Genomic DNA, 13764 nt, shown 5'->3' with positions numbered 1-13764 from the left:
TGTCCGTGTTGACAGATTGTATCCCACCATGATTGTATACGTTTATACGAAATCCGGATGCGTCTTAGTTGTTTGTCACGCACTGCGGGCAGGCTTCCCCGCCAGGTTGACGAGATCAGCAGTACGAAGAAAGATGCGAAAGAGTCGTCTGCTTTTACTCTATGAGACTGAATGATGATGAACACAGAAACCATGTGCACGCAGCGTTTGAGCCTTTCTGATATAAAAATCACATCAATAGTGGCAGCGCCTCTGCTCGGGCAAAGTCCCAAGGGGGGATGGTCTGCAGAGATTCGGCCGGAAGATTCGATTCATGCGCTGATCGCGGTTCATACGGATGCAGGTATAACCGGCTACGGGAGTGTGTTTACCGACGGCAGGCTAGTCCAGGCGGCCCTGCTCGTTCTTGAACCTCTCTTCAGAGGTGAGAGCGCGATTGAACCCGAGCGTGTTTCGGAAAAGCTACGTCAGAACACATTTTGGATGGGGCGTGGAGGTACGCTGACGCACACCATCAGCGGTATCGATATCGCGCTTTGGGATATCCTCGGGAAAGCTACCAGGATGCCCGTGAGCAGGCTCTTGGGTGGCAATTATCGCAAACGCGTTCAACCATACTGTTCCCTATTGATGGAAGAACCGGAAAAAATGCATGCGGTAGTTAGCGACTATCGAAACCGCGGGTTTCGGGCCTATAAAATCGGCTGGGGGCCATTCGGTCGCGCCCGCGACCATAAGCTCGACGAGGCGATCGTCGCGGCGGCGCGGGAAGCAGCGGGTCCCACGGCGAAACTCTTTGTCGATGCCGGCGCGAGTGACGCTCACTGGCCCCACGGCCTGAAGTGGGCACTGCGTACAGCGCACATGCTGAGCAAATACCAGGTTGAATGGTTCGAAGAGCCATTGCGTCCCGACGCCCTGGCCGACTACATCGAACTGCGCAAAGCAAGTCCAGTACCGATTGCAGGCGGTGAAGTACTGACACGCCGGCAATCCTTTCTTCCCTGGCTCGCTCAAGGCGCTTTCGACATTGTCCAACCGGACGTCACCAAGGCCGGGGGTATATCCGAGCAGAGAAGAATCGCGTGGATGGCCGACGACTTTGGCGTGAAGTACGTTGGCCATGGCTGGAACACCGCGCTTGGTCTTGCTGCGGACCTCCAGATGGCGGCGGCTTTTCCCAACGTCGACTACGTTGAATTTATCGGTGGAAGTCCGTACGTCGACGGCATTACGGTCGCACCTTTTACGCTCGACGACGAGGGACACCTGACCATTCCGGATTCGCCTGGCTTGGGTGTCGAGCTCGATCCGCACAAATTGGCACAATTCACCGCTGACCCCAGAAGCTTATTCCAGAGGTGAACTCGTAATTGGAGGGCTGGCGCGACTTCTGCGATGGTCCTATTCCGCGTACTAAGAAGTCAAGGTGTTGAAATGGAGTTGTTCGGAACATTGTTCATCGCATGTCAATCGGTTGGCATAGACGATGACATCTGAATTGGCGACTATCGTCAAGTTGATCAACTTACTGTTAATGGAACCATGCCATGCGACGTACTACCAGCCTTTCGATTTTAGCCTGCCTTTTGACTTCAGCCCTGTTCGCCACGAACGCCGCCGTTGCTGAACCGCAATCGAAATTTTTCAGCGAATCGAAGCCCATGTTCGACAACTGCGGGGATTCGTCTTATGCGGATGCGGTGAAGAATGGAATCACCGTCGGCTTCTCCGAAGATCCGCCCGAAGTGTGGCTTGACCAGTCAACGAAACAGCCGGCTGGGGTTGACTGGGACATCAATAAGGCCGCGCTTGACTGGATGGGCGTGAAAAATATCAAAGTGGTGTGGATGCCGTGGGACAGTCTTATTCCGTCGCTGCTTTCCAAGCGCATTGATGTCGTGGGTGGCGACATTCACCACACGCCTGCACGTGACAAGGTTATCAGCTTTACCGGGCCGGCATTTTGGTATGGGCCTGTCATCATTGTAGAGAAGGGAAATCCGGAAGGTATTAAAAATTATCAGGATCTGAAAGGCAAGAAAGTTGGGGCAGTTTCAGGTTCGGCAGCGGAGACATTCCTGCAATCCATTGGGGCTACGCCGACTCCATTCAAAGATCACACATCTGAACTGCAAAGCGTGGCCCAGGGCCGCCTGGATGCAGTGCTTGACGACGACATTATTTTTTCGGAATTTAGAAAGCGAAATCCTAACAGCACCCTAGTTGGACTGTTCGACATCCCGGTTCCCGATGACCTGATCCACGGCGGTGGTTACGGCATGGCCCGGTTCGGGATTCGAAAGGAGGACTGTTCACTGCGAGCTGCCTATACCCAGGGCCTAGCCGAAGTGCGTGCAAACGGACAAGTTAGCGCGATCCTTCGGCAGGATGGCATGTCTGACCGCAATCTGGTTATGTTCAAGCTGAACCCATAATATCTCGCTTGTGGTGCCTCTTATGAATCTATTTCAAACCGGCGTGGCTCTGCAGAGTTTGGGGCCACTTCTAGCTGGCCTTGTTTTGACGATCGAACTGACCTTCATTGTCATGTCGTGCAGCCTGATCTTCGCTTTGCTGGTGACTTTTGCTGGCCGATCCCGGTTCGTAGTGTTGCGTTGGCTGGTTCTCGCCTACGTCGAAATAATGAGAGGCACCCCACTGCTGTTGCAACTCGTTTATATTTATTTTGTATTGCCTGAGTTTGGGATTCGGCTGAATTCATTCACAGCGGGAGCGATCGGCTTGACGCTGAATTATTCCGCATTCCTGTCTGAAGTCTATCGTGGAGGAATTCAAGCTGTTCCACACGGACAACACGATGCCGCAGCAGCACTCGGCATGACGCCCGCGTTGGCAATGCGGCGCATTATTTTGCCACAGGCTATTCGTGTCGTCGTTCCGACGCTCGGGAATTACTTCATTCAATTGTTCAAAGATACCGCACTATGTTCGGTCGTAGGAATACAGGAAGTGTTATTCACTGCACAGATTCAGGCCGCTCAAAGCTTTCAGTATTTCACGCTTTACACGATCGTTGGTTTGATGTATTTCCTGGTAAGTTTTCCTGCTGCTCGCTTTGTTGGATATCTGGATCGTTTTTCCCGGCGTGGATATTTCCGGAGGCCAAACTGAATGTCAACTTACCCTCCAAACACAATGCAAGCGGCAATGGTCGAAATTTGCAACCTGCAAAAATACTATGGCTCGCACCACGTATTAGATAGCATCGACCTGACGATCTATCCCAAAGAAGTGATTTGCATAATCGGGCCGTCAGGTAGCGGCAAATCGACATTGCTCCGGTGCATCAACAACCTTGAAGTTCCCGAATCGGGAAGTATTCGAATTGACGGTGTGACCGCGTATAGAGATGACACTCCGGGAGGTCGAAATCGACCGCACAGTGCGCGGGAAATTGCAGCGGTTCGGGCACGTGTCGGTATGGTCTTCCAGCATTTCAATCTTTTCCCGCATCTCACAGTACTGGGCAACGTCATGGAAGCCCCGGTTCATGTGTTGCGCCAATCCAGGGACGAGGCAAGGAAAAACGCGCTAGAGAAGTTATCACTTGTCGGTCTTGCGCAAAAAGCTGGTGCCTATCCTGCGGAATTATCAGGGGGGCAACAACAGCGTGTCGCCATCGCGCGAGCCCTGGCAATGCAGCCGGTCGTCATGCTATTTGACGAAGCAACGAGCGCGCTCGACCCAGAACTGGTCTCGGAGGTTCTGACGGTCATGCGCGATCTCGCACAGCGAGGGATGACTATGGTTGTGGTTACACACGAGATGGACTTCGCTCGGCAAGTCGCATCGCGCGTGGTCTTCATGGACCAAGGTCGAATCGTTGAACAAGGAGACCCTTCGCAAATATTTGTCAATCCACGAGAACAGCGGACCAAAGACTTCTTACGAAGTTCGGTGCGCGGCGAGGGCCAATCCGGAGGTGCACTGGATCAAGGGGCGTCGGGCTAGAAAGGTAGCAGAACGTCGCCATCGAGTCGAGGCGAGTGGCGCAGGCCATTAGCGCATGGAGGCCACGTTGTCCCGCAAGGGCTCCGTCGTTGAACAGCAAACAGTCATGGCCCGGGTCGCTATTCATCAACAGTTCTAAAAGCGAAAGCGCGCTTCGGGACGCTTTTAACTGCATAGGGAGGTGACATGAACGCATACGACTTCTCACAGCGCAGTGCCGTCGTAACCGGCGGCGCACAAGGTATCGGCTATGCAATAGCAGAACGTCTGCTGGACGCAGGTGCGCGGGTCGTGCTGTGGGACTGCGATGAGATCGCGCTCGCGGCAGCAAAGATCAGTCTCTCGCAGTATGGCGAGGTCGAGATCGTCAAAGTCGATATTACGCGGCGCGATGAGGTTCAGCAGGCCACCGACATAGCAATCGCGACGTTCGGCCGGATCGATGCGCTCGTGCACAGCGCAGGTATAGCTGGAGCCAACGCACCGGTCGTGGACTACCCCGCTGACGAATGGGCCCGCGTTATCGACATCGATCTGAATGCCACATTCCATGTGAACCAGGCGGTGGTTCGAACGATGATCGATCAGGGTTACGGACGCATCGTGAATATCGCTTCGATTGCTGGCAAGGAGGGCAACCCGACCGCGTCGGCCTATAGCGCAGCAAAGGCGGGCGTGATCGCGCTGACCAAAAGCCTTGGGAAAGAAACCGCGAAGCTTGATATCGCCGTCAACTGCGTGACTCCCGCAGCAGCCCGCACCAAAATCTTCGACCAAATGTCGCAGCAGCACATCGACTACATGCTCTCGAAGATTCCGCGTGGGCGTTTCGTCGAGGTCAAAGAGATTGCGGCGATGGTGATGTGGTTAGTATCATCAGAGAATTCATTCACGACAGGGGCTGTTTTCGACCTGTCCGGCGGACGAGCGACTTACTGATACCCACGATAAAAACATTGAGGGGCACGCCTTGGATACCTACCTTATGGCGCCCCGCTAGAGCCTCGCGCCTAAACCAGCATACGGCACACCGTAGCGGAACTATCCCGAAAATCGCACTCGACGGCCCCCGCAACCCGATAAGGAGGAAGCAGATGAAGGTCGATAGCATTGATTTCTTCTACGTAGCTATGCCGGAGGTGACGGCGGCGGCGGATGGTAGCCAGGACGCGCTGGTGGTACGGGTGGCGGCCGGCGGACATGTGGGCTGGGGCGAATGCGAGGCAGCGCCTTTGCCTTCCATCGCGGCCTTCGTCTGCCCGATGTCGCATGGCGCCTGCCGCCCCGTATCGGCCTCCGTGCTGGGCCAGAAGCTCGAGGGACCCGACGATATCAAGCGCATGGCCGCCGATGTCGGTTACAACAGCATGGACCTGCTGCAGGCTACCCATACCTGGTCGGGCATCGAAATGGCTATGTGGGATCTGCTGGGCAAGATGCGCAGCGTACCGACCTGGAAGCTTTTAGGCTATAACCGAAGCTATCCCAAGACCCCCTATGCCTCGGTTTTGTTTGGCCACACTCCACAGCAGACCCTGGAGCGGGCCCGGGACATGTGGAACCGAGGCTTCCGCGCGACCAAGTTCGGCTGGGCCCCGTTTGGATATTCGCTTGAAGGCGACATCGCCCATCTCGATGCCGCCCGTGAGGGTCTGGGGCCGGACGGCATCCTGCTCGTCGATGCCGGGCAGATCTTCGGGTCGGATGTGGCCGCGGCGGCGCTCCGGCTCGAAGCCATGGAGCGCAACCGCGTCACCTTCTTCGAGGAACCCTTCCACGGCTTCGCCTATGAGGCGTATCGTCAGTTGGGCGAGAAGGTGCGCACGGTGCGCACTGCCGGTGGCGAAGCAGCGCACAACCGGTACATGGCCGAGCATCTGATCGACTTCGGCAAGGTCGGCTATATCCAGATCGACTGTGGTCGCATCGGCGGCCTCTGGCCAGCGCGGCAGGTGGCCAACTACGCGGCGCGCCGTGGCGTGACATATATCAACCACACCTTCACCTCGAATCTGGCGCTGAGCGCCTCTCTGCAGCCCTTCGCCGGCCTCGAGGAGCACCGAATTTGTGAGTATCCCACCACGCTGCAGCAGGTGGCGGCTGGCCTGACACGCAATCACATCGTCCCCGATGCGAACGGCGAGATCCATGTGCCGGATTCGCCCGGCTTGGGGATCGAGGTCGATACCCAAGCCCTCGTCGAGTACAAGGTCGACGTGGAAATCAAGATCAACGGCAAGACGGTGTTTTCATCCCCGTCGGCCTGACCAAGCTCTGCTGCAGGCAGGTACTATGCTCGGCGCCCTCCGAGGGCGCGGTTCGAGCTATGGTTACATGCGGGAGGCTTGACGACGTTCGCGTCGCCCAGAACCGGACATTGCAGAAGCGGTGTAAGTAGGAGCGCATGGACGACCGGTTTGGCCCATCAAGCAATGTTCACCATCGCGAATTGAATGGCCGCTTCCTGGGTGGAAACGACGTCTGAATGTCCGAGCGACGGTGCGGGCGAATGACGCGTCATGGCCGATTCTGTTGAAAAAGTCGGCGTCGATGCGGAATGTTAGGTATCCTGGAAGGCATCAAACGACGGGAGTGAATCGTCATGATGGGTCGACTGGATAGCGGGCAGGACAAGCTTTTCTACTCGTTCAACCTCGACCACCACGTCCCGCAATCACACCTGCTGAGAGGCATCGATCGCTTCCTTGATCTGCGAGATCTGCGCCAGCACCTCGCACCGTACTACAGCCCAATGGGTCGTCCATCGATTGACCCGGAGCTCATGATTCGCATGTTGATCGTGGGTTACTGCTTTGGCGTCCGGTCCGAGCGACGTCTGTGTGAAGAGGTGCATCTGAACCTCGCATACCGGTGGTTCTGCCGCATGGGTCTGGAGGACGCCGTACCGGAACACTCGACGTTCTCAAAGAACCGTCACGGGCGCTTTCGCGATAGCGACCTGTTGCGTCACGTGTTTGAAACTGTGCTGAGTCGCTGCATGGCCGAGGGGCTTGTCAAGGGTGAGGGATTCGCAATCGATGCAAGCATTATCAAGGCAGACGCGAGTCCTGCGAATGGCGTGTCGGGAACAGAACCTATCGACTGGGGACGTGCTGACGGACACAGTCGCGCTGTGCGGGAATATATTGAAGCGCTTGAGCAAACCAATCCAATAGCAGCAGATACATCTGAACCAGCAGCGTCTTTGACGCCTCCAAAAAAGATATCCCTGACCGATCCTGCCGCGCGATGGACGGCCGCTCCGGGCGGCCCTGCGTTCTTTGCCTACTCGACGAATTATCTGATTGACCTGCAGGCAGGGATCATTATGGATGTTGAGGCGACGCCGGCAAATCGCGCACAGGAAGTTGAATCAACCAGAACAATGATTGATCGTGTTGGACGTCAACGGGAGCTGACGCCTCGCAAGCTGGTAGGTGACACCGCATACGGCACAGCAGCGCTGCCTGGCTGGATGGTTGAAGAGAAGCAGATTGAACCGCACGTCTCTGTCTGGGATAAAACCACCCGCAAGGACAATACGTTCTCCCGCAGCGAATTCATCTGGAATGAACAGACCAACGAGTATCGATGTCCTTCAGGGTATGCGTTACGCAGCGACTGGCGTCCACTGAAAAATCCCCGTACGCACATCACGAGAGCCGACACCATCGTGTATCGTGCGAGCGAAAAGAATTGCAACCGCTGTGCGATGAAGAGTCAATGCTGTCCAAATATGTCGTTTCGCAAAATCACGCGCAGCATCCATGAAGCCGCCCGCGACGAGGCTCGACGAATCGCGACAACCCCCGAATACAAGCAGTCTCGCCGACAGCGTAAGAAGGTGGAAATGCTCTTTGCCCACCTCAAGCGCATCCTCAAGCTGGATCGTCTGCGGTTGAGAGGTCCAAGTGGTGCCCATGATGAATTTCTGATGGCAGCAACCGCGCAAAATCTGCGAAGAATGGCCAAGTGGCTCATGCCAGCAAGCAAGCAGATGAAGCAGGCAGTTCCATGACGGGCAAGGGAGATCCCTGCTAGGTTCAAGCTCGCAGCTTCGCCGATCGCCACAACGCGAAAACGTGTTGCCAACTCCTACATCCCCAACCAGAACACGACTTTTTCAACAGAATCGGCCGAACCCGGTCCGACGCCGACCTCAATCGATGGCTGATCGCAACAGATATGCGAAAGGCATAACTCGACCCGGAGCTGCCTCAAGACTCAGCGGCTATCGTATGGCTGGTTTCGACTATAGACCGGACTCCCGACTGCGCCGGCCTGTTACTAATTTTCAACTTTGACGGGCATTCTCGGTCGGCTCAACCTGACCGACATCGATAATCCAGATTGATCGCCGGACCTCTTTCCCGTTCGCGGGCGACAGTGCAGCGCACCGCGTCATAGACTCGATGTCGAGCATTGTTTCGGCCAGGAGCTTCCCCAGCTTGGTATTCGTTCAACACGACGATGTCGGTCTCGGCCCGTTGCGTAAGCAACTTCGCAAAGCGCCCGCTGCCACGCTAGATAGCCATCTCCTCGTTGAATTTCGGCATGCGTAGCATTGACGGTCGTCGTCACGGGAAGACACTAAGCCCGCAAGCCAAACGCAAACCAGTTGCGGTGATTCGGCGGAAGGTCGATGTCTCCGAGCGCCGCGCTTGCCGTGCCACTTCTTGGGACGGGAGCGCCATCAGATTATTGGCGCAAGGCTTGCGCAGCGCCTTCGCCGAATCCTTGAAGGGCGCCGGCGAACATGGCGCCGCCCATGCCACTGCAACCAGCGAGGAGTGAGACAAGCGTTATTAGGATAATCGTTTTCATTTATTAGGTTTCCTTACGCCATGCAGATCGCATGCGTGGTAGCGTATTTCTTGGAACTTCTCGTTGTTGTTACGCATCGTTCCGACGGCCACCAAAGCCGCGAAGATTGAAGCGGCGATGCAGACGACTTCCTAATTGCAGTCCACACGGGAACCGATTTGATTGCAGGTCCGGCAATTTGAATAATACTTTTCATTGCCTATTATTCAGTCGCTGTTTCTTTCCACCACACGGTCTTCATTTCCTCGTTCATGCTCGCGATACTATCTCGATCGACAAGGACCGAAACGGATAAAGGCTGAAGCTGACCATTGTTGGTTGACCCGACAGGTGTCCTATCCAGCTGGAAGTGCCTTTGCGAACGACTTGTCAATTTGAAGCAGATGTGAAAGTTGGGACTAGGATTGCAATAGCAACGAACAACGCACGCATACGTTCCCCATCGCACAGCGACGAATGAAGAATGGCGACCCGAGGACGTCAAACATGGAGCCTGCACAGTTTGTTAGTTGCAGTTGGTGTAAACCTGATTGCCGACCTTCTGCGTTGTGCAGTTGCGCATAACCGTATTACCCTGACCGTCGTTGTAGTTCTGGTGTGTGTATGTCGTGTTGCCGACGTTCTGCGAGTTCGAATTCATCGACTGGCCGTTCGGACCGGAGTAGTTGCCGTAGCTCATATTGCCAACCTGCTGTTGCGAACCGTTCCATTGTGCGTGTGCAGCGAGCGGCGCCAGTACCGCAGCACACATAAGAATTTTCTTCATTAGGTCTCCGTCTTATTTGTAGGTACGCCGTTAGTAGGCGCTCTGATTCTATGGCCTGCCTGAAATAACAGCAATACGCGGTTTGTACGGTCGACCACGTTGGCGTGAGATCCGATCCGGTCAGAGGTTGCAGTTTCCCGACTCCGCACGCAGTCGACTCGCTGCGATCGCCAAGATCAGCGGGGTCGAAGTCAAGTCCTGCAAGTTGCCCGAGATGGACATTTGGGGAACACGAGCTAGTCCGCGCCGTATGGCAGACGTCGGAGTCGGCTCATACGTCCGGATTTTCGACGAAGCGCCCGTTCGAGCGACGGCTTAGCGGGATGGCGATATGACTGCGATTGGGCGAACCTCGGCCCGAATTTTGGCGCGAGTCCGCGCATGATCGTCGACGTGCGCCACTCGAACGCAAAATCGCATTGGAACACATGCACTGCCGTGCTCCGTTCGAGCTTTCGGCATCCGGCTGGGAGCGGTTGGCGAGGGGCGGCAGGTGTGTTGCGTCATCCGGGGTGCGCGGGCGGTTTCTGGCACCGCATGCGCGGCTCGCTGAGGCATTGACAGTGCACGGACGAGTGGTTGAACACCCGGACATCCACCGCCGCTCGGCTCCGGTGTTTCGAATGTCGCGGACCGGACCCACAAGGGACGTTGGCGTTTCTCTGAAGCATCACCACATTCGCCACCGATCACGTGTCGAAGCGAGCCAGTTCGTCGAGCAGTACTTTGGCCTGCTGCAAGTCCGCGGTCCCGAAGCCTTCCGTGAATGAGCCATGGACCGCGGCAAGCAACTGCCGCGCAGCACGCGTCTCGCCTTGTCCCGTCCAAAGCCTCGCCAAACTTAGCGCTGCGCGCAGTTCGAGTGACCTGGCACCCTGACGGCGGGCAACGGCGATCGCCTCATGAAAACATGTCTGCGCGGCTTCATTGTCTGTGGCCGACATGGTCCGCCCGCCTGTCGGGAGAAGCAGCAATTCGCCTCTGAGCCGATTCAATTCAGCTTCGTAATAGCGTTCGCCCGTCTTCTGGAGCACGGCTATGGCCTCGGCCAGCGCATTCTGCCCCGCCTCGCACTGCCCTGCGCTTGTATAAGTTTGCGCCAGCAGTGCCAGAAAGTACGAGCGTCCCAACCGGGCCCCCGTGGCCTCATAGTCGGCGAGCCCCTGACGCAGTCGAGCCATGCCGTCCTCCGCGTTGCCCTCCTGAGCCAATGCCCATCCATGAAGGATGCTTCCCCACGCCAGGATCACGGGAAGCCCCTGTTCGGCCGAAAGCGCCATGCTCGCCGCGGCACAGTCTTTGGTCAGTTGCACCTCATGCCGCAATTGATGAAGCTCCGCGTTAAAGACGAGGGTTTGACCGAGGCTCACAAAGTTGGGAATCGACCGTGCCAAAGCGAGCGATGCTTCGGCTTGCTTGACAGCCTGATCGGGATAGCCCATGTACCACAAGATCAAGCCAAGGCTGCTGCCCCCGACAGTTCGTGGATCTCGCCCGTGAACAAAGGTGTCGCCGTCAAGTTGGTCCGGGTCATAGAGCGATGCCGACCGTTCCAGACAGCCGAGTTGGGCATGCGCCGGGCCGAGTTCACCCTGACGGAACAACGTCATCCCCAACAGGTATCGGGCTTCGATCAGGAGGCTCGGATTGTGTGAATTTTCTGCAAAACTCAGCAGCCGCTCATCGAGCTCTTTTGCCGCCTTGTACTCCGCACGTAGCTGGTAAAACATTCGCAATCCCAATTGGGCTGTGAACAGGTAAGGCGTTTTTCCAACCTGCCTGCACAACGCCACTGCACGTGTGTAGGTCGCCTCCACTTCGGGCGCGGCCCAGCCCTTCGCCGCCATCAACGCGGGACCGATGGCAAGCTGCAGGGCAAGTTCTTGATCGGAGCGCTCGGGCGTATCAGGCAGGCGCCCGAGCAATTCCAGGGCCATGCCGAGCTGACGGATCGCTTCCGCATTCGCCGAGCGCTGGAAGGCCTGCTGACCGGCCCGGCGTAAATACTCCACGGCCTTCGGGACGTTTCCGCTGAGGCTGTAGTGGTGTGCGAGCTCGTTCAAGTAGTCCTTGAGCCGGCTATGGAAAAGCGCCTCGATTGCCTGCGCCGTACGTTCATGCAGCACGCCGCGCCGCTCCGTGAGCATCGAATTGCCTGCCACTTCCTGAGTGAGCGCGTGCTTGAACGCATACTCCACTTCAGGGAATGCGGGCTGCTCGTAAATGAATTCTCCCGCTTCCAGGCGCGAAAACAGGGCGATCAGCTCGTCTTCAGGCTGCTCGACGACGTGCTGAACAAGACTTGCAGAAAACTCCTTGCCGATCACCGCGAGCGTTTGCAGCAACTCCTTTTCCGCAACCGGAAGCCGGTCGATGCGAGACGCCAGCACGCCCTGTACGGTGGTCGGGATATGAAGCGCGGTCGGAGTCCTTTCCATCCGGTAACAGCCCGGCTCGCCGAGCAGCGCGCGTTCCTCGACCAGAGTCCGCACAACCTCCTCGATGAAAAACGGGTTGCCTTCCGTCCCGTCGAGGATGAGCTGCTTGACGGGCACAAGCCCCGAATCATCGCCGACGAGAGCCGTGAGTAGCGCCTGAGCGTCGGCGCGGCCCAGCGGATCCAGGCGCAATTGTGTGTACCAGGTCTTGTCGCCCCAGTCATGGCGAAACTCGGGCCGATAGTTCAGGAGCAGGAGAATCTGCGCATTGCGCATGCCATCGACGAGGAACGAGAGGAAAGCCTGCGTTTCATTGTCGAGCCACTGCAGGTCCTCGAACACGAGTGCGAGCGGGTTGTCGAGACTTTCGCGCACGAGCAGTCGCGTAACCGCCTCGAACATGCGCTCGCGCCGGATTTGCGAGTCCATTTGCACGAGCGCCGCATTTGGCTCGCCGATGCCAAGCAGATGAAGCAAGTAGGGCACCACCTCTTCCAGACTGCGTTCGAGGGTCAGCACGCGGCCCGCAACCTTTTCGCGACGCCTGCGCTCATCGTCCTCCCCCGTGATCTGAAAGTAATTCTCCAGGAGTTGCACGAGCGGCAACCAGGCAAACGACTTGCCGTGCGAAACCGAGAACGTCTCCACAACGAGGCAGGCCCGCCGCAACAGACTCTTGAACTCGTGAAACAGCCGCGATTTCCCCACCCCGGCTTCGCCCACCACACCGACAACGTGCCCTCGTCCCGCCTTGGCCTCGTCAAAAACCTTGCGCAATTGCTCCAGCTCCGCCTGGCGGCCGACGAACCTCGCCAGGCCGCGCTGCTCGGCCACCTGGAGGCGCGTACGAAGCGCACCGAGGCTGGCCACCTCATAGACAGCGAGCGCCCGTGCGACACCCTTGACTTGCGTCTGCCCCAGGGCTTTGAACTCGAAATAGCCTTCGGTGAGCTTGAAGGTGGACTCGCTCACGAGGATCGACGAAGGCGTGGCGATGGCCTCCATGCGCGAGGCAATGTGGATCGTGTGGCCCACCGGGTCGTAGTCCGTATGCAAGTCGTCCTTGCGCACAGAACGCACGATCACCTCGCCGGTATGGACACCGACCCGGATCTGCAGCGGTATGCCACGCTCGAGCCGGATCCGGTCGCTATGGCGGCGCATTGCCCGCTGCATTCGCAACGCCGCATACAAAGCCCGCTGCGGATGGTCTTCATGGGCGATCGGGGCGCCGAACAGGGCCAGAATTCCGTCACCGAGCGATTTGGCCACAAAGCCCTCGTAGTGATGGACGGCCTCCATCATCAGTTCGACGACAGGGGCAATCAGCCGGTGGGCTTCTTCGGGATCGAGATCCTGAATGAGCGCTGTCGATCCGGCCATGTCGGCAAACAACGCCGTGATGGTCTTGCGTTCACAGGCGTTCTGGCCGCGCGCTTGCTGGGCCGCCTGTTCGGCCAGGATACGCGCAGCCAGGTGCGAAGGCGTGTAATGGATCGGCAGGGGTGCTGGAGCTTGCGTGCGCGCCGGCATCGATCGCGACGATTGCTCGCCGACAGGCGCGCCACATTCGCTGCAAAACTTCGCGGCCGGACTCAACTCGTGGCCGCAATTCGCGCAGGTCCGCGCAAGTTCGGTTCCGCATTGCTCGCAGAATCTCACGCCATCGCGGTTTTCGGCTCCGCAATTTGTGCAGTGCATATAGCCTCGCGATCCGTCGGACGCTCCCGAGAACAATTAGAGGCTTAATCCATTCCTGCA

The 13764-nt window shown here is 57.4% G+C and carries 10 protein-coding genes; 7 read left to right on the top strand and 3 right to left on the bottom strand.

The features are described 5' to 3' along the window. Positions 1–171 precede the first annotated feature (171 nt). The 7 genes from RI103_RS34460 to RI103_RS34430 all read left to right on the top strand — a co-directional run bounded on the left by RI103_RS34460 (position 172) and on the right by RI103_RS34430 (position 7993). Positions 172–1365 (top strand): mandelate racemase/muconate lactonizing enzyme family protein, encoded by a 1194-nt coding sequence (locus tag RI103_RS34460; protein WP_310819253.1) that lies wholly within the window; start codon positions 172–174, stop codon positions 1363–1365. A 185-nt stretch (positions 1366–1550) separates the two neighbouring features. Then, entirely contained in the window at positions 1551–2438 is an 888-nt protein-coding gene (locus tag RI103_RS34455; protein ID WP_310819252.1) for a transporter substrate-binding domain-containing protein, read from the top strand. 22 nt (positions 2439–2460) lie between these two features. Beyond that, positions 2461–3135 carry an amino acid ABC transporter permease gene (locus tag RI103_RS34450; protein WP_310819251.1) on the top strand — a complete coding sequence of 225 codons (675 nt, stop codon included), beginning with the start codon at positions 2461–2463 and terminating at the stop codon, positions 3133–3135. Next, positions 3136–3975, top strand: a complete 840-nt coding sequence (locus tag RI103_RS34445; protein WP_409077059.1) for an amino acid ABC transporter ATP-binding protein — start codon at positions 3136–3138, stop codon at positions 3973–3975. A gap of 186 nt (positions 3976–4161) precedes the next feature. Further along, positions 4162–4914 carry an SDR family NAD(P)-dependent oxidoreductase gene (locus RI103_RS34440; protein ID WP_310819250.1) on the top strand — a complete coding sequence of 251 codons (753 nt, stop codon included), beginning with the start codon at positions 4162–4164 and terminating at the stop codon, positions 4912–4914. Positions 4915–5069: 155 nt separating this feature from the next. Beyond that, the gene (locus tag RI103_RS34435) at positions 5070–6242 is read left to right on the top strand and encodes a mandelate racemase/muconate lactonizing enzyme family protein (RefSeq protein WP_310819249.1); all 1173 of its coding nucleotides are present in this window, start codon (positions 5070–5072) and stop codon (positions 6240–6242) included. 335 nt (positions 6243–6577) lie between these two features. Further along, the gene (locus RI103_RS34430) at positions 6578–7993 is read left to right on the top strand and encodes an IS1182 family transposase (protein ID WP_310812887.1); all 1416 of its coding nucleotides are present in this window, start codon (positions 6578–6580) and stop codon (positions 7991–7993) included. A 680-nt stretch (positions 7994–8673) separates the two neighbouring features. Here RI103_RS34430 and RI103_RS34425 read toward each other — a convergent pair. From RI103_RS34425 to RI103_RS34415, 3 genes are all read right to left on the bottom strand, one after another. Then, positions 8674–8799, bottom strand: a complete 126-nt coding sequence (locus tag RI103_RS34425; protein ID WP_310819402.1) for a hypothetical protein — start codon at positions 8797–8799, stop codon at positions 8674–8676. A gap of 505 nt (positions 8800–9304) precedes the next feature. Continuing rightward, positions 9305–9565 carry a hypothetical protein gene (locus RI103_RS34420; protein ID WP_310819248.1) on the bottom strand — a complete coding sequence of 87 codons (261 nt, stop codon included), beginning with the start codon at positions 9563–9565 and terminating at the stop codon, positions 9305–9307. Positions 9566–10254: 689 nt separating this feature from the next. Further along, a complete protein-coding gene (locus RI103_RS34415) occupies positions 10255–13704 on the bottom strand; it encodes an AAA family ATPase (RefSeq protein WP_310819247.1) in 3450 nt (1149 codons plus the stop codon). Positions 13705–13764 lie beyond the last annotated feature (60 nt).

Origin of the sequence: Paraburkholderia sp. FT54, assembly GCF_031585635.1 — a bacterium.
Lineage (GTDB): Bacteria > Pseudomonadota > Gammaproteobacteria > Burkholderiales > Burkholderiaceae > Paraburkholderia.
The sequence above is the reverse complement of the archived record's forward strand: the minus strand, read 5'-3'. Positions and strand labels throughout refer to the sequence as shown.